Raw genomic sequence first — 21,870 nt, 5'->3', positions numbered from 1 at the left:
AAGAGGCGTGGCAAGTGCTTGTTCGCGAACGGTTTTTGTCGATCGGGCCGCACCCCCGCCACCAGGAACATACCGACAACATGATTTCCGCATCACCCTCGATGGCGATCGACATGGACATCGCAGCGCCCAGGAGCGGCGCGCGCCCCGCAGGACATGCCGGGCCGATCCAGACGACCGAATTCCTCGCGCACGGGCGCATCCGCCTGGCCCTGCACCAGCTGCGCCCCGCCTCGCAGCCCGACGCCCACCCCCTGCTGCTGCTGCACGGCCTGGGCGAGTCCCACGCCGCACACCCCGCCTTCACCCACGAGGGCTGGCCCGGTGCCGTCCACGCCCTCGACTTCACCGGCCACGGACAATCCTCGATCCCCGCCGGCGGCGGCTACAGCTGCGAGGTCCTCATGGGCGACGTCGACATCGCCCTCGCACACCTCGGCCCCGCCACCGTCTGCGGCCGCGGCCTCGGCGCCTACATCGCCCTGCTCATCGCCGGCGGCCGACCCGAACTCGTGCTCGGCGCCCTCCTGCTCGACGGCCCAGGCATGGCCGGCACCTGCAGCGCCTCCACCCCCTACATCCCGCTGGTCGACACCACCCAGCCCGCTCCGCCCGACCCCTTCGCCATCGCCGAGCTCGCCACCGATGCACGGCCGCCCGAGTACGCGTCGCACTTCGCGCGGCTCGCCACGCGGCATTCCCCCCTGCCCCATCCCATCGCCATCTGCAGCCGCGAGCGGCCGCCATGGCTGCGGGCGGTCGCCGACCTCCTGGACTGCCCATCCCTCACGCCCACCGACGCCATGCACACCTTCGCCACCGCCTCGCGCCACGCCACCACCCCATGAACAAGCCCGACACCCCCAGCGCCGCCGCGACGATCGACGGCTCGGCCAGCGACGAGGCGCTCTACAACGAGCAGGTGATGCGCGACCTGCCGCGCAACTTCGCCGCCAACCTCGCGCACGGCATGCTCGGCATGACGGGCTTCCGGCTCATGAGCGCCCCCACCTTCGTGCCCGCCTACATCTACATGCTCTCGGGCTCCAAGGTCGCGGTCGGCCTGGCGCTGGGGGCGCAGTTCATCGGCATGGCGCTGTCCTCCATCTGGGGCGCCACGCTGATCGAGCACCGCAACCACGTGATGCGGGTGGTGTATTCGGTCGGCTGGCTCATGCGGCTGCAGATCCTGGGCCTCGCGCTCAGCGCCTTCCTGCTGTCGGGCTCCTGGGCCCTGAGCACCGCCTGCATCTTCCTGGCGCTGTTCGGATTCTTCGGCGGCATGCAGGGCGTGACCTTCAGCGTGCTGATGTCCAAGGTGATCCCGGTCAACCAGCGCGGGCGGCTCACGGGCATGCGCAACTTCCTCGGCGGGCTCACGGCTTCGGGCGTGGCCTACCTGGGCGGTGAATACCTCGTGGGCTCCAACGCCTTCGGCAGCGGCTATGGCTCGACCTTCATGCTGGCCTTCGTGCTCACCAGCGTGGGCATCAGCGCCCTGACCTTCGTGCGCGAGCCCAAGTCGCTGTCGGTGCGGGCCGCACCGTCGAGCCTGCGCCAGCGCCTGACCGAGGTGCCGGCGCTGCTGCGGGCCGACCCGCACTACCGGCGCTTCTTCTTCGCCCGCGCGCTGGCCGCGCTCGGCACCTCGGCCGTGCCCTTCTACATCCTGCACGTGGGCAACTTCGTGAGCCTGTCGGGCGCCGCGCTGGGCTACTTTTCGCTGGCCTTCCTGCTGTCGCAGACGATCAGCAACCTGCTGTGGGGCAAGATCGCCGACCGCCGCGGCTACCGGCTGGTGTTCATGCTGAGCGTGGGCGTGTGGTCGGGCGCGACACTGCTGCTGATCCTGGGGGCCACCATGCCGGCCTTCATCCTGGCCTTCTGCGGCCTGGGCGCGGGCTTCGGCGGCTACCAGGTGGCGTCGCAGAACTTCGTGCTCGAGTTCGGCAAGGCGCACGAGCTGCCCATGCTGATCGCGGTGTCCGACACCGCCTCGCACCTGATGATGGCCTTCGGGCCGCTGCTCGGCGGCCTGATCGCCACCCAGCTGGGCTACGCGCCGATCTTCTGGATGGCGCTGTGCTTCAAGACGCTCGCCGTGGTCATGGTCTCGCGCATCGAGGAGCCCCGCTACCGGCTGCGGCGCGAGCGCGAGCTGCAGGCCCGCTGAGGCACCCTGCCCCGTCGCCGCGGCCGTGTGCGGATTTCAGTCGCGCGGCATCCCGTCGCTGCCGCTGCCGCACAGCACGACCGCGATCCTTTCGTCGTCCCGCCGGGCGAAGCAGCGCTCGGTCACGGCGGCCACGGCCGTGGCGGCACCGAGTTCGATCGCGAGCCCGGCATGCCGCCACGCATCGCGCGCGGCGTTCTCGATTACCGATTCATCGACCAGCACGATCTCGTCGACATAGCGCTCGATCAGGTCGAAGTTGAGCGGCTCGGTCGAGCGCGCGGCCAGGATCGGCACGATCGTCTTCACGTTCTCGAGCTTGACGATGCGGCCTTCGGCGCGGCAGGTGAACAGCGTCGGGCAGCCCGCGGCCTCCACGCCGATCACACGGATCGACGGCTTGCGCAGTTTCGCGGCCTGCGCGATGCCGGCCAGCAGGCCACCCCCGCCGATCGCCACCACCAGGGTCTCCACCTCGGGCCATTCGTCGATGATCTCGAGCGCGGTCGTGCCCTGCCCGATCACCACGTCGCGGTCGGCATAGGGGTGCAGCAGCGCACCGCCGTGTTCGGCGACGTTGGCGCCGGCGGCGTCCCAGCTCTGGTCCCAGAAATCGCCGTGCACCGTGAGCCTGGCGCCGTGGCTCTGGATGCGGGCGCGCGTGATCGGCGTGCTGGTGTTCATCACGAACACATTGGCCGGCAGGCCCAGGGTCTTGCCCACGTAGGCCACGGCGGCGCCGAAATTGCCGCCCGAGGCGGTGGCCAGGCCCTGGCGGCGCACGTCGTCGGGCAGGTTGAGGACCCGGTTGAAGGCGCCGCGTGCCTTGAAGGAACCGGTGACCTGCTGGCATTCGGCCTTGAACCGGACCTGGCTCGCATCGCCCGGCAGCCAGGGGTGGGCCGGCACCAGCGGCGTCTTGCGGATGAAGGGCGCCACGCGGGCATGGGCGGCGAGGTAGTCCTCGAGGACGATGGGCAAGGCTTCGGCGCTCATGCGGCCGCCTCGGCATCGTCCTCGACCAGCACGCAGAGGCTGTTGCCCTGGTGCGTGATGCCGAAGGTGCGCTGCGAGTAGATGCTGCCGCTGGCGGCGAAGCGCAACGCGCGTGGCGTCAGCGCAGGCTCGGTCAGCGAATGCAGGTAGCCCGCGACATCGCCCGCGGCCACCGTGTCGCCCAGGCCGTGCAGCGGCTCGAAGTACCCGTCGCCAGGCGACAGCAGGTTGCCCCCGCGCGGCACGATGCGCACGCGCCGGCTTGGCGGCGGCTCGGCCGCCAGGGCCGCCGGCACGACGCCCAGCCGCGCCAGCACGCGCGCAAGGCATTCGCGCGTGCGCTTCACGCCCTGCGGCGAGACGCTGCCGTTCTCCCCCATCTCGGCGGCGATGGCCGCCAGGCCCAGATGGGCCGCCGCGCCGCAACTGGTGCGCGGATCGCCCATGTTGTCGGTGATGACCGTGAGCTTGGCGCCGAACCAGCGCGCCATGTCCTCGGCGCGCGCGCGCACGGCCGGATCGAGCGTCGGCGTGACCACGACCTGGGCGCTTTCGTCGATGAACAGCGAACTGCCGCCCGCATGCAGGTCGACATAGGCGTCGCACAGCGGAAAGAGGGTGTCGTGGATGAAGGCGGCGATCTGCTCGGTCGGCGTGCCGTAGGGATCGCCCGGGAACACGCGCGCCAGGTTCTTGCCGTCCAGCGGGCTCACGCGCGAGGCCGCGCGCAGCGCCGGCGCGTTGGCCGCGGGCATGAGGATCAGCCGGCCCTTGACCTGTGAAGGCTCGAGGGCGCGGATCAGTTCGTTGATGACGATCGGGCCTTCGTACTCGTCGCCGTGGATGGCGCCGGTCACGAGCACGGTCGGGCCCTCGCCGTTCCCGATGACCGCCAGCGGAAGCGCCACCGCGCCCCAGGCATCGGCGTGCCCCGAATGCGGCAGCCATGCATGGCCGACCTGCTTGCCGGGCCGTGCCCAGTCGATGTCCGTGAAGACGGTGGTTCCGCGCTCGCTCACTGGCCGCTCCTTACTTGACTTCTTTTTGCTCGTCCTTGAACCACTTCAGGCGCAAGGCGGCAAGGCTGCCGTCGGCCGTCTTGGCATCGACGATCTTGTTCATCTCGGCCAGCAGCGCGGTCTCGCTCGGCTGCACCGCCATGTACGCCGGGCTGATGCGCAGCAGCGTCTTCATCTCGATGCCCTTGGCCGGGTTCTCGTCGGCGACCTTCTGCGCGATGAAGTTGTTCTCGGCGAACAGCGGTGCCTGACCGGACAGGAAGGCCGAGATGGTCGAGGCCGTGTCCTCCAGCCGGATCAGCTTGGCGCCGGGGGCCATCTCGCTGAGAGAGAGGTCGGGTGTCGAGCCCTTGGGCACCGCGATGCTCTGGCCGGCCAGGTCGGCGGGCTTGGCGACCTTGGCGATGCCCTTGCCGCCGTAGACGCCGAGGTACACCGCCGCATAGGGCTTGGAGAACGCGACCTGCTTGGCGCGTTCCGGCGAACTGCCGAGCGCGGCGATCACCACGTCGACCTTGTTCGAGAGCAGGTAGGGAATGCGGTTGGCACCGGTCACCTGCTGCAGGTCGAGCTTGACGCCCATCGCCTTGGCCACGTTCTCCGCCAGCTCGACGTCGAGCCCGGTCGGCTTCCCGGCGGCATCGGTGAAGCCCCACGGCGCCGCATCGATGGTGGTCGCGATGCGGATCACGCCCTTGGACTTGATGTCGGCGAGCTTGTCCGCGTGCGCGAACAACGGCGCGGCGCACAGCAGCGCGGCAGCGATCAGGGATGCAGGTTTGGACATGGGAAGGCTCCTGGAAGTGAACGGAATGGGAAGGGACGGAAGGCGGTCAGACGACCGACTGGACGAACTGCTGGAACTCGGGGGTCTGCGGTGCGCCGAACATTCGCTCGGGCGTGCCGCGCTCCCAGATGCGGCCCTGGTTCATGAAGAGCACCTCGGAGGCGACGCGGCGTGCGAACGCCATCTCGTGCGTCACCACCATCATGGTCATGCCCTCGCGCGCGAGGTCTTCCATGACGCGCAGCACCTCGCCCACGAGCTCGGGGTCGAGCGCCGAGGTGGCTTCGTCGAACAGCATCAGCTGCGGCGACATCGCCAGGGCACGCGCGATCGCCACCCGCTGCTGCTGGCCGCCCGACAGCTGCGACGGCATGGCATCGAGCTTCTGGCCCAGCCCGACGCGCTCCAGCATCTGCCGGGCGAGCGCAGGGGCTTCGTCGCGCGTGATCTTCTTCGTGAGCACGGGCGCCAAGGTGACGTTCGCCGACGCCGACAGGTGCGGGAACAGGTTGAAGCTCTGGAACACCATGCCGACGCGCTGGCGCAGCAGCGCCAGGTCGGTCGATGGCGCATGCACATCGACACCATCGACCACGATGCGGCCGGAGCCGATGGTCTCCAGCCCGTTCACGCAGCGCAGCAGCGTGCTCTTGCCGGATCCACTGCGGCCCACGAGCGCCACGATGTCGCCCTTGGCGACCTCCGTCGAGACGCCACGCAGCACATGGTTGTCACCGAAGTGCTTTTCGACCGATTCAATGCGCACGAGCGACATGCATGCGTCCTTCCAGGGAAAGTGCCAGGCGAGCCAGCGGATAGCAGATGGCGAAGTAGCACAGGGCCACGCCGCAGAAGACCGGCAGATGCGCGAGCGTCGAGCCGGCGACGATCTGGCCCGAACGGGTCAGCTCGACCAGCCCGACCAGCGCCGCCAGCGAGGTGTTCTTGATGAGCTGCACCAGGTAGCTCACCGTCGGCGCGAGCGCGACCCGGGCAGCCTGAGGCCACACCACATGGCGCATCACATGCCAGCGCCGCAGGCCGACGCAGGCCGCGGCCTCCCACTGCCCCTTGGACACCGACTCGACGCTGCCGCGCCAGATCTCGCCCAGGAAGGCCCCCGCCGACAGCGAGAAGGCGATGGACGCCGCGGTGAAGGCATCGATCTGGATGCCCATCAGCATCGGCACGCCGAAGTACAGCAGGAACAGCACGCCCAGCAGCGGCGTCCCCTGCACCAGTTCCACGTAGATGCGCGCGACGACCCGCAGCCAGGCATGGCGCGAGGTGCGCGCGACGGCGATGCCGAGCGCGATCACGCTGCCGATCACCAGCGCGGTCAGTGCCAGGGCCACGGTCCAGCGGATCGCGCCGAGGATCAGCCACAGGTCGGCGATGGAGAGACTCCGCATCTCAGAACTCCTTCGGAAAGAGGCGACGCTGCACGAAGCCCAGCACGATGCGCAGGGCCTGCACCGCCACGAAATACATCGCGCAGATCACCAGGTAGACCTCGAAGCTGCGGAAGGTGCGCGAATCGATGAAGCTGCCCGCGTGGAAGATGTCCTCGACCCCGATCTGCGAGATCAGGCTGGTGCCGATCAGGGTCAGCACCATCTGGCTCGCCAGCGACGGGAAGACGTTGCGCAGTGCCGGCACGAACAGCACGTGCACCAGCACCTGCCGACGGCGCAGGCCGAGCGCCGCCCCCGCCTCGGACAGGCCGTTCGGCACCGAGAGCAGGCCCGAGCGGAACACCTCGACCATGTAGGCGCCGCAGTAGAGCGCCAGCGAGATCACGCCCGCCACCGGCGCATCGAGCCGCAGCCCGAGGTTCGGCAGGCCGAAGTAGATGAGGAACAGCTGGACCAGCGCCGGCGTGTTGCGGAAGAACTCCACGTAGACGCGGGTGGCACCGCGCAGCGGCTTGCTGCCGTAGATCAGCACCAGTGCGCCCACCACCCCGATCGCCATGCCGAGCACGATGCTCGATGCGGCATACGCGAGCGTATGGGCCATGCCCTCGATCAGCTGTCCGGTGTACGGCGCAAGCGCCTCGAACTGGAACTGGTAGGCCATGCGTCAGTCCACTTCCAGGATGGCTTCGACCTCGACGGTCTGGTTGCCGGGCAAGGAGCCCGCGCCGATCGCCGACCGCGCGCCGCGGCCGATGGCCTCGCCGAACACCGCGACGAACAGGTCGGAGCAACCGTTGATGACCTTCGGATGCTGCGCAAAACCCGGCGCCGCGTTGACGAAGGCCAGCAGCTTGACCACGCTGCGCACCCGGCGGAGTTCGCCGAGCGCCTCCTTCGCGACGGCCAGCAGGTTGAGGCCGGTGAGCCGGGCGTGCAGGTAGGCGGCTTCGATCTCGACCTCTTCACCGACGCGGCCGACATGCAGGTGCCCATCGGCCTCCAGCGGCCCCTGCCCCGACAGATAGAGCAGCGGGCCGACGCGCCGCCAGGCCACGAAATTGGCCACCGGCTCGGGGGCCGACGGCAAGGCCAGGCCCAGGCCGGCGAGCCGCATCTCGGGTGTCAGGTCGGTCGCGGTGTTCGAATCCAGTGCCATGAATGGTGGAGTTGGGGCGCTGGCGCCACCCAAGGTGGTGCAGCCGCCGTGTTATCTGGGAAAATCGCAGCGTTCACTGCAATTGGTTAACCAATTCTGGTGCATGCTCCTTGCGAGATCACGCAGGAAGCTGTTTTTATTCTAGGATTGCAGTTCATCATTGGTCAACCATTTTGGCGAAATATAAAACCATAGCCCCCGGGCTTCCGTCAAACACCGCCACCGGGCCGATGGCCGACCTGTCGGAGCGCATCGGCGCCCAGGACAAGGCCACCGCATCGAAGGTCTATCGGGCGATCCTCCAGTCGATACAGGACGGCGTGCTCAAGCCCGGCGACAAGCTGCCGAACGAGCGCGACCTGTCGACGCAGTTCCACACCACGCGCGGCACCGTGCGCCACGCGCTGGCGATGATGAGCAGCCAGGGTCTGTTGCTGCGCAAGGTCGGCAGCGGCACCTTCCTGGCCGACTCGCTGTTGCAGCTGCTGAGCGAGACCGACCTGCCGGTGGCCGCCCACCATGAAGACGTGCCGACCTATGGCGAGATCCTCGAAGGCCGGCTGCTGTTCGAGCCGGCCATGATGGCCCTGTCCGCGCAGCGCGCCGACGCCGAGGACCTCGCGCTGATGCGCCACCACCTGGCGGCCGTGCGCGATGCCGACCAGTGGATCGACTTCAAGGAAGGGATCTACGGCGTGCACCAGGCGATCTACCGCGCCACGCGCAACCGTTTCCTGATGCAGGTGTTCGAGGCCGTGGTGACCGACCGCCGCGCCGTGCAGTACGACGGGCGCTCCAGCCTGCACAGCCCCGTGGGCACCATCGTGCGCGAAAAGACCCTGCGCGAACTGACCGCCATCGTCGATGCGATCGAGGCCCGCGATGCCAAGGCGGCCACGCAACTGGCGACCGACTACTTCACGCAGATCCTGGCTTCGCTCAGCGTCTACGGCTGAGCCGAAGGCCGGCCCGCTTCGCTCATCAGGCCGCGGCAGACCCCGCGGACAGGGCGCTGTCGCCGACCGCCACGCGGTTGCGCCCCAGGCGCTTGGCTTCGTAGAGGCCGCGGTCGGCCAACTCGACAAGCTTCGAGGAGGTGCCGCGCACCTGCGGCACCGTGGCGCTCACCCCCACGCTCACCGTCAGCCACGGACCGGAGGACGAGGCCGAATGCGGGATCTGCAGCGCCTCGATCGCACGGCGCAGCTTCTCCGCGATGAGCCGGCTGCCGCCGATCGGCAGGCCGGGCAGCACCAGCGAGAACTCCTCGCCGCCGAAGCGCGCGGCCAGGCCGGAGGACCCGTCGCAGCAGGCCAGGATGGTGCGCGCCACCCGCTTGAGCGCCTCGTCGCCGGGCACGTGGCCGTACTGGTCGTTGAAGGCCTTGAAATGGTCGACGTCGATCATCAGCACGCTGATCTGGCGCCCGTCGCGCACGCAGCCATCCCACTCGGCCTCGAGGTACTCGTCGAAGTAGCGGCGGTTGCCCAGCCCGGTCAGGCCGTCGGAGTTGGTGAGGCGACGCAGCTCGAGGTTCGATTCGAGCAGCTGCTGCTGGCTCTGTCGCAGCGCCTGGTAGGCCTCGTCGCGCTGGATCAGCGCCAGGTAGGAACGCGAGTGGTAGCGGATGCGCGCGATCAGCTCCACGCTGTCGGGCAGCTTCACCAGGTAGTCGTTGGCGCCCGCGCTGAAGGCCGCGCTCTTGATCCCCGCGTCTTCCTTGGTCGACAGCACGATGATCGGGATGTCGCGCGTCACCGGGTGCGCGCGGTAGGCCTCGACCAGCGACAGGCCGTTGACGCCGGGCAGCACCAGGTCCTGCAGGATCACGGTCGGCCGGGTCTGCACCGCGATGGTCAACGCCTGCGCGGGGTCGGAGCAGAAATGGAAGGCGATCTCCGGCGCCGCGGCCAGCGCGCGGCGCACCGCTTCAGCGACCATGAACTGGTCGTCGACCAGCAGCACCATCGTGGAATGCGCGCCCTGCTCGGGCAGGACCAGGGACGGGTCTGGGATCGGAAGCATGTCAATATCCTCGGGGGGCCGGCGCGCGCAGCGTCGGCAAACAGTTCATCAGCCGGGTCGCGATCTCGCGCAGGGGGCGGATCTCGGCGGCGGCGTCGATCTCGGCCGCCGCCTTCGGCATGCCGTAGACCGCACTGCTGGCGCGGTCCTGGGCGATGGTCAGGAAGCCGCGCTCGCGCATGGCTTTCAGGCCCTGCGCGCCGTCGCGGCCCATGCCGGTCAGCAGCACGCCCACGGCCTCGCCGCGCCAGTGGCTGGCCAGGTCCTGGAAGAACACGTCGATCGAGGGACGGTACAGCGCGGCCGCCGGCTCGTGGGTGTAGCAGAGGCGGCCGTCGGGCCGCAGGTGCAGGTGGTCGTCGGTGCCGGCGAGCAGCACCGTGCCGACGCGCGGCACTTCGCCGTCCACCGCCAGCCGCACGGGCAGCACGGTCTGGGCATCGATCCAGGTGGCCATGCCGGCGGCGAAATGCGCGTCCACATGCTGCACCAGCACGATCGCCGCCGGGAAATCGGCCGGCAGTTCCTTGAGCAATTCGGCCAGCGCGGCCGGGCCGCCGGCCGAGGCGCCGATGGCGACCAGCCGCGTCGCCGGCGCGGACGGGCCGAGGCCGGCCGCGGGCGGCGGCGCGCCGCGCGTGGGGTCGTAGCGGCCGATGAGCCAGCCCACGTTGCGGATCTTGCGCAGCAGCGGCGCGGCGGCCTCCCGGATGTCGCCCGGCCCGAGCACCGGCGTGCCGACGACGTCGAGCGCGCCGTGGCCCATCGCATCGAACACGCGGCCGGTCTGCCCGGCGACGTCGCCGCTGACGACGACGATGGCGCACGGCGTCTCGGCCATGATGCGGCGGGTCGCCTCCACGCCGTCCATCACCGGCATCAGAAGGTCCATCAGCACCACCTCGGGCCGCTGCGATGCGCAGCGCTCGACGGCCTCGGCGCCGGTGCCGGCGACCCAGATCACCTGGAAGCTGGGCTCCAGCGCGATGACCCGTTTCAGGGCCTCGACCGCCAGGGGCATGTCGTTCACGATGCCGATCTTCATGCGCTCGCCTTTCCGATCAGGTCCTCGACCGCGTCGAGCAGCGCCTCGTCGTGGAAGCTGCTCTTCGCGAGGTAGTAGTCGGCGCCGGCGTCGAGGCCGCGCTGGCGGTCTTCCTCGCGGTCCTTGTAGGAAACCACGATCACCGGGATGTGCTGCAGCCGCGGGTCGCGCTTCATGCGCGCCACCAGCTCGATGCCGTCCATGCGCGGCATGTCGACGTCGGTGACCACCAGGTCGAAGGGCTCCGAGCGGAACACGTTCCATCCGTCGACGCCGTCGACCGCGACCGCGACGTCGTAGCCGCGATTGGCCAGCAGCTTGCGCTCGAGCTCGCGCACCGTCAACGAGTCGTCGACCACCAGCACGCGCTTGCGCGGCGAGGTGTCGGCCACCGCGCCGCCCGCGTCCACGCGCGTGAGCCGGCCGCCCGCGATCAGCTTGCGGATCGACTGCAGCAGGTCCTCCACGTCGAGGATCAGGAGCGGCGCGCCGTCTTCCATCAGCGCGCCGGCCTGGATGTCCTGCAGCTTGCCCAGGCGCGGGTCGAGCGGCTGCACGACCAGGGTGCGTTCGCCGACGAAGCGGTCCACCGCCACGCCGTACATGTCGCCATGCTCGCCGACCACCACCACGCTCACCGTGTCGCCGGCGGCGGCGGGCTCGTCGTACTGCAGCAGCTGGCGCGCCGACACCAGGCCGATGTGCCGGTCGAGGAAGCGCAGGTGCTGGTGCCCTTCGATCTGCTCGATGCCGGCGCGCGGCGCCTCGAGCGCATGCGTGACGTAGGCCAGCGGAAAGGCGTAGTTCTCGCCGCCGATCTCCACCAGCAGGCTGCGCATGACCGACAGCGACAGCGGCATCTCGAGCACGAAGCGCATGCCCTGCCCGGTCTGCTGGTGCACCCGCACCGCACCGCGCAGCTGCCGCACCATGTTCTGCACCACGTCGAGCCCCACGCCGCGGCCCGAGATCTCGGTGACTTCGGTGCGGGTGCTGAACCCGGGAAGGAACAGGAACTCGAGCAGCTCGGCCTCGCTGAGCCGCTCGACGGTCTCGGCGGTCGACAGGCGGCGTCGCACGATCTCGGCGCGCAGGCGCTCGAGGTCGATGCCCTTGCCGTCGTCACCGATCTCGATCAGCAGCATGCCGGCGCTGTGCCGCGCCTGCAGCCGCACCACGCCTTCGGCCGGCTTGCCGGCGGCCAGTCGCCGTTCGGGCGTCTCGATGCCGTGGTCCAGCGCGTTGCGCATCAGGTGGGTCAGCGGCGCCTCGAGCTTCTCGAGGATGTCGCGGTCGACCTGCGTCGCGGCGCCTTCGACCTCAAGCCGCACCTGCTTGCCGAGCGCGCGGCCGAGATCGCGCACCGAGCGCGCCATCACGCCCAGGCCGTCGCCGAAGGGCCGCATGCGGCAGGCCAGCGTGGTGTCGTAGAGGCGCTGGGCCAGGTGGCTCATGCGCCAGCCGAACTGGTCGAGCTCGCCCATGCGCTCGCCCAGCCCGCGCTCGCACTCGCCCATGATCTGCAGCGCCTGGTCGAGCGCCGCCTGAAGCCGCGCGTCGGCCGGCTGCTCGGACAGCAGCGCGCGCACCGTCTCCAGGGCCTGGCTGGCGCCGCGCTGCTGGCGCTTGAGCCGCAGCATGGACGCGTTGAAGGGATCGAGCCGGTGCGATTCGACCAGCGTCTCGCTCGACAGGCCCAGCAGCCGGTTGAGCGTGTCGGCCGTCACGCGCAGCACGCGCTCCTCGTCGGGCAAGGCGGCCGGTGCCTCGGCCACGGCCGGCAGCGGCATTGGTGGCGCGACGGGCACGGGCGCGGCTGCGGCCGGCGCGACGGATGCGCCCGCGGGGGCCTGGCCACTGAGCCGTGCCTCCAGCTCGCCGATGTCCCGGGTCAGGTCGATGCCGGGCGTGGCGACGCGCAGCAGCAGGTCGGCCCCCATCAGCAGCGCATCGATGTCGGCGGGCTCCAGCAGCAGCCGGCCCTCCTGCGCCTTCACCAGGCAATCCTCCATCACGTGGGCGATGCGCACCGCGGGCTCGAGGTCGACGATGCGGCCCGCGCCCTTGAGCGAATGGGCCGCGCGCATGCAGGCCTCGAGGTGCGCGGCCGCGCGCGGGTCGCGCTCCAGCGCGAGCAGGCCGGCGTTCAGCACCTGGACCTGGGTCTCGGCCTCCATCTGGAACAGCTCCAGCATCGAGGCGTCGCGGATCTGGTCTGGGTTCATGCGAGGCTCCGGTCGATGGCCTGGGCCAGCAGGGCCGCGTCGAGCAAACCGACCGTGCGCGGTCCGCAGCGCACCATGCCGCGCGCGCACTTCACGCTGGCATGCGACAGGGTGTCGGGCAGCGCCTGCACCGTGTTCTCGTCGACGCGGTAGATGGCGTCGACCTCGTCCACCGGCAGCACCACGGGCCGGCCGGTGCCCTTGGCGCCGGCCATCACCAGCATGCGCGGCGCGCCCTGGCGCGCGCGCGCCTCGGGCGTGCGCTGCGGGTCGATGCCCAGCAGCTGGGCCAGCGAGACGCAGACGGTCAGCGTGCCGCGCACGTTGGTCATGCCCAGCAGCGCCGGGCTCCAGTGGTGCGGCAGCGTGTGCACCGGCCGCACCGGCGCCACCTCTTCCAGCACGCGGGTCGGCAGGCCGAGCCATTCGCCCTGCACGCGGAACACCAGCAGCGCGAGCGCGTGATGCGCCATGTGCGAAGCGATCGCCGCATCCTCGTCGGCCGGCGCCGAGGCCGCGGCCAGGCTGGGCGGAAAGCGGTCGAGCAGTTCCCGCGCGGTGCGCGCGTAGACCGGGCAGTTGCGGCAGTGCACATGCGCCGCCAGCAGCTCGCAGCGCTTGTCGCCGTGGATGCCGATGCGGTTCCAGCAGTCGTCGACCGCCGCCTGCGACAGGTCTTCAAGCATGGCGGCGCTCCCTTCTTGCGCTGCGTGCCTGCAGGCGGCGCGCACCCTCGAGGTCGCCCTGCGCCTCCAGCAGCGCGGCCAGGTGGACCAGCGATTCCGCATGCGCGGGCTCGAGATAGAGGGCCTTGCGGTAGGCGGCTTCCGCCTGCCGCGGCTGGCCCAGCGCATCGTGCAGCACGCCCTGCAGGCCATAGACCTGCGCGGTCGGCGCATGCGCGGCGAGCCAGCGTTCGCAGGCCGCGAGCGCCTCGGCCGCCGGCCCGTGGTCGGCCAGCCGGCGCAGCGCGTCCACGCCTTCGCTGCCCGGCGCCGGCGCGGCGACGGGGGGCGACGACACGGCCGGGGGCTGCGGCCGCGCCGGCGCCCGCTGCGCAGCGACGGGCGCGGGCCACGGCCGCGGTACCGACGGCGCCGGATGGACCGGCAAGGCGCGGGCCACCGCGGCCGTGCGGCCCACATGGAAACCGAAGGCGTGCGGCGCCATCGCGCGCAGGCCGTGCCGGGTCAGCAGGCTGGCTTCGGCCGGGCCGACGAAGAGCGCGCCCGTCGCATGCGTCGCGCGCGTCAGCACGTCCAGCGCGCGCTCCTGCGTCGCCGCATCGAAATAGATCAGCAGGTTGCGGCAGAAGACGATGTCGTAGGGCTGCCCGCCGGCCAGCGATGCCGGATCGAACAGGTTGCCCGCGCGCAGGCTGACGCGCTCGACCACGCGCCGGGCCAGCACCTCGCCCTGCGGCGACGGCGTGAAGTAGCGCTCGCGCAGGCCCGCCACGTCGCCGCGGAAGGAGTTGGCGCCATACACCGCGCGCTGCGCGAACGCGATCACCTTCTCGCTGACGTCGACCGCGTCCACCGTGAAGCCTTCGGCGGCAATGCCCGCGTCGAGCAGCGCCATGACGATCGAGTACGGCTCCTCGCCGGTCGAACAGGGCAGGCTCAGGATGCGCACCTGCGCGCTGCGCGACAGGCGCTCGCGCACCACCTGCACCAGCGTGACCAGCGACTCCGGGTAGCGGTTGAACCAGGTCTCGGGTACGACCACCGCCTCGACCAGCTGCTGCACCTCGGCCGGGCTGGACTGCAGCAGGGCCCAGTAGTGTTCGTCGTCGGCGGCGCCGCAGGCGGTCGAGCGCAGGCGCACGGCGCGCGCGATCGCCGCATCGCCGATGGACCCGGCATCCAGCCCGATGCGCTGCTTGAGCAGGTCGCCGAAGCGCGGGTGGGTCGTCAGCTGCATGCGAGCACCCCTGCGACGGCATCGGGGAACAGCAGGGCGCGCGCCTCGTCGCTCAGCAGCGCGTCGACGTCGACCCACTGCAGCATGCCTTCCGGCTCGTCGAGCACCGGTCCGAGGTAGCGGGCCCGCGGGTTGTCGAGCCCGCAGGGCACGAAGTCGGCCGGATTGCGGTGGCCCGTCTCGGTCACGCCTTCGAGCATCAGCCCCAGCGTGTGGGCCACGCCCTGGCCGCGATGGCGGTGCTTCACCAGCACGATGCGCGTGCTGGTCCGCTGCCGCGAAGGCCGGCCGAGCGCAATGCGGCTCAGGTCGATCACCGGCACCGGCGCGCCGCCGTGCACGAGCACACCGGCCACCCAGTCCGGCGCGCCCGGCAGCTGCTTGAGCGCCTGCAGGGGCAGCACGCGCAGCACCGCATCGGCCGCCACCGCATAGCGGTCCTCGCCCAGCCGGAACAGCAGGAACAGCCTGCGCACGGGACTCACACCTTGAAGCGCGAGACGCCGCTTCGCAGGTCGTTGGCGACCAGGTTCAGCTCGTCGATGGCCGAGCTGGAATGGCGCAGCGACTCGACGGTCTGCTGCGTGGCCTCGCTCAGCTGGGCCAGCGCCTGGTTGATCTGCTCGGCGCCGGTCGCCTGCGCGCCCATGCCCTCGTTGACCATCTGCACGCGCGGCGCCAGCGTCTGCACCTGCTGGATGATCTGCGACAGCTGGTCGCCCACCTGCTGCATGTCGGCCATGCCGCGCCGCACCTCTTCGGAGAACTTGTCCATGCCCATCACGCCGGCCGACACCGAGGACTGGATCTCGCGCACGATCTGCTCGATGTCGTAGGTGGCCACGGCGGTCTGGTCGGCCAGGCGGCGGATCTCGGTCGCCACCACCACGAAGCCGCGCCCGTACTCGCCGGCCTTCTCGGCCTCGATGGCCGCGTTGAGCGACAGCAGGTTGGTCTGGTTCGCCACGTTGGTGATGGTCGTCACCACCTGGTTGATGTTGCCGGCCTTCTCGTTGAGTACGGCCAGCTTGCCGTTGACCGAGCCCGCGGCGTCGACCACGTTGCGCATCGTGTCTTCCATGCGCGCCAGGCCGGTCTGGCCGCTGCCTGCCAACTCGGCCGTGCGTTCGGCCGCGCCCGACACCTCGGTCATGGTGCGCACCAGGTCGCGCGAGGTGGCCGAGATCTCGCGCGAGGTCGCGCCGATCTCGGTGGTGGTGGCGGCGATCTCGGTCGCGGTGGCCTGCTGCTGGCGCGAGGTGGCCGCGATCTCGGTGACCGAGGTCGCCACCTGGATCGCCGAGCGCTGCGCCCGGCCCACCAGCGTCGAGAGCTCGTCGGCCGTGGTGTTGAAGCCGAGCTGGATCGCGTTGAACTCGTCCTTGCGCGCCAGGTCGAGGCGCCGGCTCAGGTCGCCCGCGCCCAGTTGCGTCAGCCCGCTGACGATGGCGCCCATCGGCTGGGTGATCGCGCGCATCAGCAGCAACCCGCAAGCGACCGCCGCGACCAGGGCCACGCACAGCGAGACGAGGATGCCCTTCTGGGCATTCGAGATCGCCGAGCCGATGCTCGCCGTCGCGATGTCGGCCTGCTTCTTGTTGACGGCGAGGATCGCCACCAGCGCCTCGCTGCCGCGCGTGAACTGCGGCAGCAGCTGCTCCTGCACCGCCGCGCGCGCCCGGCCCGGGATGGCCAGGCTCTCATCGGCCAGCAGCACGTCGCGCAGGCGCCGGTACTCGGCGGCCGCCTGGCGGAACTCCTTGGCGAGCGCCGCCTCCTCGGGCAAGTGCAGGGTGCCGTCATAGCCGGCCATCAGCTCGTCGAAATGCGCATCGAAGCGCGCGCGCGCGGCCAGCAGGTTGCGCCGGCTTTCGGGTGTGGGCTGCTCGAGCACGTCGCGCAGCTGGATGAAGCCCGCCCCCCAGGTCGAACGCAGCGAGGCGCTGTAGAACAGGCCCGGCACCGAGTCGGTGCGCAGCACGTCGGCCTCGCGTTCGATCGTCACCAGGCGCGCAAGATTGAGCGCCGCCATCGAGGCCATGATGCCCAGGATCACGGCAAAGCTGGCCAGCATGCGCTGGCGAAGGGTCAGGTTTTTCATAGGACGGGGATGGCGCGGGCACCGAGACGTAGAAGAATGGCTTACCGCTTCAGCACACAAGCCATCGAGGCTCGGCTCGCATGCCCGCCTGGAAGCCGCGGCAATGGTAACGACAATGAATCCGCGCGCGACTGGTACGGTGAAAAAATGTAAGTGCGCTCACTGTTTCGGATTGCTTGGCGTCGGCATGCGCTGCGTGCGCGGTGGTTCGGACGCAACGGCGCGCTAGGTTCGGCGCGCGATTTGTGCCGGCATGGGCAGGTTGCCCAGATGCCGCGTGAGCAGGCCGCGCAGCCAGTCGTTGCCGCCATCGCTGTCCACCCGTTCGTGCCACTGCATCAGCACCGGGAACGGCGGCAACACGAAGGGCAGCGGTGCGACGGCGATGCCGGGCTCGCGGCCCTTCATCGCCGCCGCCAGCCTGCAGGGCAGCGTGAGCATCCAGTCGGACGAGGCCACGACGGCGGCCAGGCCCACGAAGTGCGCCGAGGTTAGCACCACCTTGCGGCGCGCCAGGATGCCTTCGTTGGACAGCGCCGCCTGCAGCGCCAGTTCGCTCGCGCCGCTCGGGCGGTAGAGCACGTGCTCGGCGTCCAGGTATTCCTCGAGCGTCAGGGCACGGCCACGCAACGGGTGCGCCGATCGCATCAGCAAGGTGAAGGACTCGTCGAACAGGGTCTCATGGCGAAAGCCGGCCCCCAGCGAAGGCCAGCTGCCGAGCGCCAGGTCGATCTCGCCGTCCTGCAGAAGCCGCCGCGTTTCCTGCTCGGTCGAGGGCGACACGGTCTCCATGCGCACCCCCGGCGCGGCCGCCCGCACCGCACCCATGATCGTGGGCAGCAGCACGGCATGGCCCACATCGTTGAGGGCGATGCGCATGAGTCGATCGGAGGTGGCTGGATCGAAGCTGCGGGCGCGGTCGATCGCCTGGGTGAACTTGAGCAGCCCCTCCTCGATGAGATGGAACAGCTGCTGCGCCATCGGCGTCGGCTGCATGCCCGCGGCGGTGCGCACGAACAGCGGATCGTTGAAGCGGTCGCGCAGGCGCTTGAGCGCATTGCTCACCGCGGACTGCGTCATGCACAGGCGCTCGCCTGCCGCCGTCACGCTTCGGGTGGCATAGATCGCGCGGAAGACCAGGAAGAGATTCAGATCGATGGTGTTGATGTTCACGGTGTGTAGTCCTCTGGCAACCGGCTCCGCCCCGTGGAGAAAGCCTTGCCCTCGTCGCTTCCCATGTTCCGGTGCCGGAAGCCAGGTGCGTGCGTGTTCATGGCATGGCCGTTGAACGCGTCGGCCCTGCCCGCCCGGGATCGTGACGCGGGATCATGACAAGGACGCGATCCGGGCCACGTCCCGACGCTCCATTTCGCCCAGTGATGACGCCATCACGCTTCTCCATTGGTGCTTCGCCAGCCCCGTCCCTACAGTCGCGCTCGCTCATTCGATGCCGGCATCTTCACGCGGAAGGATGCGCGCGCGACTGTTCCACGACAGCATTTCTCGCTGAGAAGACACGGGGATCGGCTCGATCGCTCGTGACAACAACAGCCAGCGTGGATGCACGGAGGCAAAACCGAGTCAGTCCGTCAAAACCATTCATTTTCATTTCAGATGGAGAGAGGAAATCTATGCAATCCATGGCAAGCCTGAACACCCTTGCATTGGCGGTGTTCCTTGCAAGCTGCGGCGGAGGCGGGGGCACGAACCCCGGCCCGTCGAACCCGAGCGCCTCGGGCGTCGAGGAAAAACTGGAGAAGAAAGCGCCCGAGCCCGAGAAGGAGACGGCGAAGGAAGAGAACAAGGACCCCGCGGCGCCCGAAGCCGAAGGGGTCAAGAAGACCGCCACCTGGATCAACCTGTCGCCCGATGCATCGGGACTGACGACGCAGGGCAACGGCAACCCCATCGTCTTCCAGAAAGTCTCGCCCGACGCGACCACGCAGCTCGACACGACGGTCGACGGCCTGGTGGTCAACGTGGACGGCGACTTCGAGCAGTACCGGCCCAAGGTGCTCGCGGCACTCGAGGAAGGACTGGTCGTCGTGCTGGACTCGTCCGGCAGCGAGATGTCGCAATCGCGCATCCAGCAGCTGAGCTACGAGCTGACCCACATGGGCGCCAAGGCGGCCGCGGTCATGCTCTACAAGGGCGGGCCCGACGAAAGCATCGGGCTGTTCGCGTTCGGGAACGACGAGAAGACCGAACTCGTGTCCCTGATGAACAAGGTCGGTCGCCGCGGCAGCGAGACCCCCAAGGTCCAATGAAGAAACGGAATGCACGAGGGTCAAAGATGAAAAAATCGATCTCCTGGAAATTTGTTCTCGGCGCCTTCTGCAGCGCCCTTCTGCTCGGCATCGGCTCGCAGGCCCGGGCGCACAACGATGGCGCCATCATGTGGTCCAAGAACGGGCAGCCGCGCGGCGAAGGTGGCCATTCATGGATCACCTATCCGTCCTACCAGGGCGCGCAGGGCACCCACTGGGTCTGGCGCATTCAGAAGTACTACCCCGAATTCACGGTCTTCTGCAGCACCGGTCATCCCAGCGGCTGCCAGGCCAACAAGACGGAAGGCCGCTTCGAACAGGTCATGACGCAATTGACCTTCAAGATGGAACTCAAGGGTGCCTTCAAGGCGATCACCGGCGGCGTGGGATTCGATGTGTCGAAGGCCTGGACCAAGGGCTCCACCTTCCAGATCGGCCAGACCATCTTCATGAACTCTGGCTACAACGCCTACGCCATGATCATCGCGCTGGACAAGTACATCCCCGCGGCAGACTGGGGCGGCGCCTGGCTGCCGACGGGGAAGGTCCGGCAGTCGTGCCCCTCCAACTGGAACTACCCGTGCCAGCCCAAGGAGTACGAGATGCGCTGGAACGCCGGCTACCGCTTCGCCACCTGGGAGGGCCACCAGATCACCTATGCGCGCTCCTACATGTGCGCCACGCGGTCCACGGTGGAGCCCAAGGTGGGCGACGGCATTCCGCCGGGCTGCTCCGCGCCGCCGATTCCCTACTGAGCTACTGAGCGGAGCCCTTCCGGCCTGCCGCCACGCGCCGCCGCGGCCGAACGGTGCCGGCGGATGAACCGGCATCGGTCGCCGGCGCGTGCCGGTTCATCACGTCGCAGAAGAACTCGGCCGCGGGCGTGAGCGGCAGGTCGGGCCGCCGGATCATCACGATGGACGGCGCGCGCAGCCGCTCCTTGAGCGGAATGCGCATCAGCACGTCGCGGGTCAGCGGGAACTCCGCCCACTGGATGGGCAGCAGCGCCAGCAGGTCGGTCGAGGCCAGCGCGACCATCATCGACAGCGCCGACTGCGCCTGCAGCACCACCGCGGGCGCGGGCAGCCGCTTGGCCTCGAACAGCGCCTGCAAATCCTCCTCGGCCCGGTAGTCCACCGAGGTGGTCGCCCAGTCCGCGCCCTTGAGTTCGCGCAGCGACTGCGCCTGTGCCAGCGGATGCCCCTTGCGCGCCATCACCGCACGCGTGTTCTCGAACAGCAGCGTCGACACCAGCCCCGGCGCGGGCGGCGTGTGCGGCGCGGCGCCGAGGTAGAAGTCCAGCGTGCCGTTGCGCAGGCGTGGTTCCAGCTCGGGGAACAGGCCCTCGACCAGCTGCAGCTTCACGCGCGGATAGCGCTGCCTGAACTGCGGCAGCGCATGCGGCAGCATGCCCACGTGCGGCATGATCGACAGGCCGACGGTGATCTGCCCGCCCTCCTCGCCCTGGGCCTGCGCCAGTTCGTCGTGCGCGCGGCGCAGCTCGTTGACGACCGCGCTCGCACGCTGATGGAACAGCTTTCCCAGGCCCGTCAGCACCATCCCCCGCGCCTCGCGCGCGAACAGTTCCACGCCCAGCTCGCGCTCCAGCGCACGCACGCTCTTCGACAGCGCGGCCTGCGGCGTGTCGAGTTCCCTGGCCGCGGCGCGCAGGCTGCCGTGGTCGACGATGGCGACGATGTCCCTAAGTTGATTGAGCTTCATCCGGGGGGTTTCCAAAACATGAACGCTTCGAAGATTTTGCCCTCTGTCGCGTCACCCCAGCCATGCCTACATTCCCTGGTCATTGCACAGACAAGACGAACGACAAGGAGACACGCATGACTACCGAACCGCATTTCCGCGCCTAGCCGCAGCGGCGCACCCCTTCCCTCTTTTCCGCATGCCATCAGGCAGGCCTCGGCCCGCCAGGGCACTCCCTTGCCAACTCCTGGAGAAATCGAACATGTCCCAACGAAAAAAGGCCCTGGTGACCGGCGGCGCCACCGGCATCGGGCGCAGTGCCGTGCTCGCCCTGGCGCGTGCCGGCTACGATGTCGCGATCGTCTACGGCGCGAGCGAAGCGGCCGCGCAGCGCGTGGCCGCCGAGGCGCGCGACCTGGGCGCGCAGACGCTGGTGCTGCAATGCGACGTCAGCGACGACGCCGCGGTCCGCCACACGCTGAACGCGGTGGGCGAGGCCTTCGGCCACCTCGACGCGCTGGTCAACAACGCCGGCACGACCGCCAACTGGAAGGTCAAGGACCTCGAGAGCCTGGACCTCGCGGAATGGGACCGGACCTTCGCGGTCAACGTGCGCGGCACCTTCCAGGTCAGCCGCGCGGCCGTGCCGCTGCTGCGCAAGGGCACGCAGCCGTCCATCGTCAACACCGCCAGCATCGTCGGCCTGCGGCCCGGCCCGCAACCCCTGCCCTACGCGGCCAGCAAGGCGGCCGTGGTCAACCTCACGAAGACGCTGGCCTGGAACCTCGGCCCGGAGATCCGCGTGAACGCGGTCGCGCCCGGCTGGATGGAAGGCGAATGGATGGAACGCATGCTGGGCGAGAAGTACGAGGACCTGATGGGCAAGCGCGCCCGGGCCACGCCGCTGCGCCGCTGCGTCAACGCGGACGACGTGGCCGAGACCATGCTGAGCCTGATCGCGCACAACCGCTTCGTCACCGGCGAGGTGGTGGTCATCGACGGCGGTTTCACCAGCTCGACCTGAGGAAGGAAGC

General features: G+C 69.6%; 22 protein-coding genes. 6 read left to right on the top strand and 16 right to left on the bottom strand.

The features are described from left to right. Window positions 1-80: 80 nt before the first annotated feature. Together A9977_RS15290 and A9977_RS15285 are read left to right on the top strand one after the other, a co-directional pair. Window positions 81-848 carry an alpha/beta fold hydrolase gene (locus A9977_RS15290; protein WP_183025716.1) on the top strand — a complete coding sequence of 256 codons (768 nt, stop codon included), beginning with the start codon at window positions 81-83 and terminating at the stop codon, window positions 846-848. Continuing rightward, complete coding sequence (locus tag A9977_RS15285) at window positions 845-2,173, top strand: MFS transporter (RefSeq protein WP_183025715.1); 1,329 nt, start codon at window positions 845-847, stop codon at window positions 2,171-2,173. The genes A9977_RS15290 and A9977_RS15285 overlap by 4 nt, the downstream gene beginning before the upstream one ends. A gap of 36 nt (window positions 2,174-2,209) precedes the next feature. On the opposite strand, the gene A9977_RS15280 is transcribed toward A9977_RS15285, so the two are convergent. The 7 genes from A9977_RS15280 to A9977_RS15250 are packed head-to-tail and all read right to left on the bottom strand — an operon-like array spanning window position 2,210 to window position 7,549. Then, window positions 2,210-3,169: a threonine/serine dehydratase gene (locus A9977_RS15280; protein ID WP_183025714.1), complete on the bottom strand. Its 960-nt coding sequence runs from the start codon at window positions 3,167-3,169 to the stop codon at window positions 2,210-2,212. Beyond that, window positions 3,166-4,188, bottom strand: coding sequence for a succinylglutamate desuccinylase/aspartoacylase family protein (locus A9977_RS15275; RefSeq protein WP_183025713.1), 1,023 nt, complete (start codon window positions 4,186-4,188; stop codon window positions 3,166-3,168). Before A9977_RS15275 ends, A9977_RS15280 begins: the two co-directional genes overlap by 4 nt. A gap of 10 nt (window positions 4,189-4,198) precedes the next feature. Continuing rightward, the gene (locus tag A9977_RS15270) at window positions 4,199-4,975 is read right to left on the bottom strand and encodes a transporter substrate-binding domain-containing protein (protein ID WP_183025712.1); all 777 of its coding nucleotides are present in this window, start codon (window positions 4,973-4,975) and stop codon (window positions 4,199-4,201) included. 46 nt (window positions 4,976-5,021) lie between these two features. Next, entirely contained in the window at window positions 5,022-5,750 is a 729-nt protein-coding gene (locus tag A9977_RS15265) for an amino acid ABC transporter ATP-binding protein (protein WP_183025711.1), read from the bottom strand. Next, entirely contained in the window at window positions 5,731-6,387 is a 657-nt protein-coding gene (locus A9977_RS15260; protein WP_183025710.1) for an amino acid ABC transporter permease, read from the bottom strand. The genes A9977_RS15265 and A9977_RS15260 overlap by 20 nt, the downstream gene beginning before the upstream one ends. A gap of 1 nt (window position 6,388) precedes the next feature. Continuing rightward, the gene (locus A9977_RS15255) at window positions 6,389-7,054 is read right to left on the bottom strand and encodes an amino acid ABC transporter permease (RefSeq protein WP_183025709.1); all 666 of its coding nucleotides are present in this window, start codon (window positions 7,052-7,054) and stop codon (window positions 6,389-6,391) included. Between the two features lie 3 nt (window positions 7,055-7,057). Next, window positions 7,058-7,549: a RidA family protein gene (locus tag A9977_RS15250; RefSeq protein ID WP_183025708.1), complete on the bottom strand. Its 492-nt coding sequence runs from the start codon at window positions 7,547-7,549 to the stop codon at window positions 7,058-7,060. 230 nt (window positions 7,550-7,779) lie between these two features. Between A9977_RS15250 and A9977_RS15245 the strand changes: the two genes are divergently transcribed. Then, window positions 7,780-8,505: a FadR/GntR family transcriptional regulator gene (locus A9977_RS15245; RefSeq protein ID WP_183025707.1), complete on the top strand. Its 726-nt coding sequence runs from the start codon at window positions 7,780-7,782 to the stop codon at window positions 8,503-8,505. Between the two features lie 25 nt (window positions 8,506-8,530). Here the strand turns inward: A9977_RS15245 and A9977_RS15240 are convergent, their stop codons facing one another. The 8 genes from A9977_RS15240 to A9977_RS15205 all read right to left on the bottom strand — a co-directional run bounded on the left by A9977_RS15240 (window position 8,531) and on the right by A9977_RS15205 (window position 18,041). Continuing rightward, window positions 8,531-9,574 (bottom strand): diguanylate cyclase, encoded by a 1,044-nt coding sequence (locus A9977_RS15240; RefSeq protein WP_183025706.1) that lies wholly within the window; start codon window positions 9,572-9,574, stop codon window positions 8,531-8,533. Window position 9,575: 1 nt separating this feature from the next. Next, complete coding sequence (locus A9977_RS15235) at window positions 9,576-10,619, bottom strand: chemotaxis response regulator protein-glutamate methylesterase (protein ID WP_183025705.1); 1,044 nt, start codon at window positions 10,617-10,619, stop codon at window positions 9,576-9,578. Next, window positions 10,616-12,844, bottom strand: coding sequence for a hybrid sensor histidine kinase/response regulator (locus tag A9977_RS15230; RefSeq protein ID WP_183025704.1), 2,229 nt, complete (start codon window positions 12,842-12,844; stop codon window positions 10,616-10,618). The genes A9977_RS15235 and A9977_RS15230 overlap by 4 nt, the downstream gene beginning before the upstream one ends. Continuing rightward, window positions 12,841-13,530: a chemotaxis protein CheW gene (locus A9977_RS15225; protein WP_183025703.1), complete on the bottom strand. Its 690-nt coding sequence runs from the start codon at window positions 13,528-13,530 to the stop codon at window positions 12,841-12,843. The genes A9977_RS15230 and A9977_RS15225 overlap by 4 nt, the downstream gene beginning before the upstream one ends. After that, entirely contained in the window at window positions 13,523-14,767 is a 1,245-nt protein-coding gene (locus A9977_RS15220; protein WP_183025702.1) for a protein-glutamate O-methyltransferase CheR, read from the bottom strand. Before A9977_RS15220 ends, A9977_RS15225 begins: the two co-directional genes overlap by 8 nt. Next, the gene (locus A9977_RS15215) at window positions 14,758-15,243 is read right to left on the bottom strand and encodes a chemotaxis protein CheW (RefSeq protein ID WP_310936141.1); all 486 of its coding nucleotides are present in this window, start codon (window positions 15,241-15,243) and stop codon (window positions 14,758-14,760) included. The genes A9977_RS15220 and A9977_RS15215 overlap by 10 nt, the downstream gene beginning before the upstream one ends. A 5-nt stretch (window positions 15,244-15,248) precedes the next feature. After that, a complete protein-coding gene (locus A9977_RS15210) occupies window positions 15,249-16,868 on the bottom strand; it encodes a methyl-accepting chemotaxis protein (protein ID WP_183025700.1) in 1,620 nt (539 codons plus the stop codon). Window positions 16,869-17,093: 225 nt separating this feature from the next. Continuing rightward, entirely contained in the window at window positions 17,094-18,041 is a 948-nt protein-coding gene (locus tag A9977_RS15205; RefSeq protein ID WP_183025699.1) for a LysR substrate-binding domain-containing protein, read from the bottom strand. Window positions 18,042-18,499: 458 nt separating this feature from the next. Here A9977_RS15205 and A9977_RS15200 point away from each other — a divergent pair, with 458 nt between their 5' ends. Further along, window positions 18,500-19,135: a hypothetical protein gene (locus A9977_RS15200; RefSeq protein WP_183025698.1), complete on the top strand. Its 636-nt coding sequence runs from the start codon at window positions 18,500-18,502 to the stop codon at window positions 19,133-19,135. Window positions 19,136-19,161: 26 nt separating this feature from the next. Next, the gene (locus A9977_RS15195; RefSeq protein ID WP_183025697.1) at window positions 19,162-19,890 is read left to right on the top strand and encodes a hypothetical protein; all 729 of its coding nucleotides are present in this window, start codon (window positions 19,162-19,164) and stop codon (window positions 19,888-19,890) included. 1 nt (window position 19,891) lies between these two features. Here the strand turns inward: A9977_RS15195 and A9977_RS15190 are convergent, their stop codons facing one another. Then, window positions 19,892-20,857, bottom strand: a complete 966-nt coding sequence (locus tag A9977_RS15190; RefSeq protein WP_183025696.1) for a LysR substrate-binding domain-containing protein — start codon at window positions 20,855-20,857, stop codon at window positions 19,892-19,894. Window positions 20,858-21,098: 241 nt separating this feature from the next. Between A9977_RS15190 and A9977_RS15185 the strand changes: the two genes are divergently transcribed. Beyond that, on the top strand, window positions 21,099-21,860 hold the full coding sequence (locus tag A9977_RS15185) for an SDR family NAD(P)-dependent oxidoreductase (RefSeq protein ID WP_183025695.1): 762 nt from the start codon (window positions 21,099-21,101) through the stop codon (window positions 21,858-21,860). Window positions 21,861-21,870: the final 10 nt, after the last annotated feature.

This window comes from Variovorax sp. UMC13 (assembly GCF_014170375.1).
Lineage (GTDB): Bacteria > Pseudomonadota > Gammaproteobacteria > Burkholderiales > Burkholderiaceae_C > Variovorax.
The sequence above is the reverse complement of the archived record's forward strand: the minus strand, read 5'-3'. Positions and strand labels throughout refer to the sequence as shown.

Excerpts from the sequence above, each read along its gene's own strand:
- A9977_RS15290 (WP_183025716.1), top strand. The coding sequence starts at position 81 with ATGATTTCCGCATCACCCTCGATGGCGATCGACATGGACATCGCAGCG.
- A9977_RS15285 (WP_183025715.1), top strand. The coding sequence starts at position 845 with ATGAACAAGCCCGACACCCCCAGCGCCGCCGCGACGATCGACGGCTCG.
- A9977_RS15280 (WP_183025714.1), bottom strand. The coding sequence starts at position 3,169 with ATGAGCGCCGAAGCCTTGCCCATCGTCCTCGAGGACTACCTCGCCGCC.
- A9977_RS15270 (WP_183025712.1), bottom strand. The coding sequence starts at position 4,975 with ATGTCCAAACCTGCATCCCTGATCGCTGCCGCGCTGCTGTGCGCCGCG.
- A9977_RS15265 (WP_183025711.1), bottom strand. The coding sequence starts at position 5,750 with ATGTCGCTCGTGCGCATTGAATCGGTCGAAAAGCACTTCGGTGACAAC.
- A9977_RS15260 (WP_183025710.1), bottom strand. The coding sequence starts at position 6,387 with ATGCGGAGTCTCTCCATCGCCGACCTGTGGCTGATCCTCGGCGCGATC.
- A9977_RS15255 (WP_183025709.1), bottom strand. The coding sequence starts at position 7,054 with ATGGCCTACCAGTTCCAGTTCGAGGCGCTTGCGCCGTACACCGGACAG.
- A9977_RS15250 (WP_183025708.1), bottom strand. The coding sequence starts at position 7,549 with ATGGCACTGGATTCGAACACCGCGACCGACCTGACACCCGAGATGCGG.
- A9977_RS15245 (WP_183025707.1), top strand. The coding sequence starts at position 7,780 with ATGGCCGACCTGTCGGAGCGCATCGGCGCCCAGGACAAGGCCACCGCA.
- A9977_RS15240 (WP_183025706.1), bottom strand. The coding sequence starts at position 9,574 with ATGCTTCCGATCCCAGACCCGTCCCTGGTCCTGCCCGAGCAGGGCGCG.
- A9977_RS15235 (WP_183025705.1), bottom strand. The coding sequence starts at position 10,619 with ATGAAGATCGGCATCGTGAACGACATGCCCCTGGCGGTCGAGGCCCTG.
- A9977_RS15230 (WP_183025704.1), bottom strand. The coding sequence starts at position 12,844 with ATGAACCCAGACCAGATCCGCGACGCCTCGATGCTGGAGCTGTTCCAG.
- A9977_RS15225 (WP_183025703.1), bottom strand. The coding sequence starts at position 13,530 with ATGCTTGAAGACCTGTCGCAGGCGGCGGTCGACGACTGCTGGAACCGC.
- A9977_RS15220 (WP_183025702.1), bottom strand. The coding sequence starts at position 14,767 with ATGCAGCTGACGACCCACCCGCGCTTCGGCGACCTGCTCAAGCAGCGC.
- A9977_RS15210 (WP_183025700.1), bottom strand. The coding sequence starts at position 16,868 with ATGAAAAACCTGACCCTTCGCCAGCGCATGCTGGCCAGCTTTGCCGTG.
- A9977_RS15200 (WP_183025698.1), top strand. The coding sequence starts at position 18,500 with ATGCAATCCATGGCAAGCCTGAACACCCTTGCATTGGCGGTGTTCCTT.
- A9977_RS15195 (WP_183025697.1), top strand. The coding sequence starts at position 19,162 with ATGAAAAAATCGATCTCCTGGAAATTTGTTCTCGGCGCCTTCTGCAGC.
- A9977_RS15190 (WP_183025696.1), bottom strand. The coding sequence starts at position 20,857 with ATGAAGCTCAATCAACTTAGGGACATCGTCGCCATCGTCGACCACGGC.
- A9977_RS15185 (WP_183025695.1), top strand. The coding sequence starts at position 21,099 with ATGTCCCAACGAAAAAAGGCCCTGGTGACCGGCGGCGCCACCGGCATC.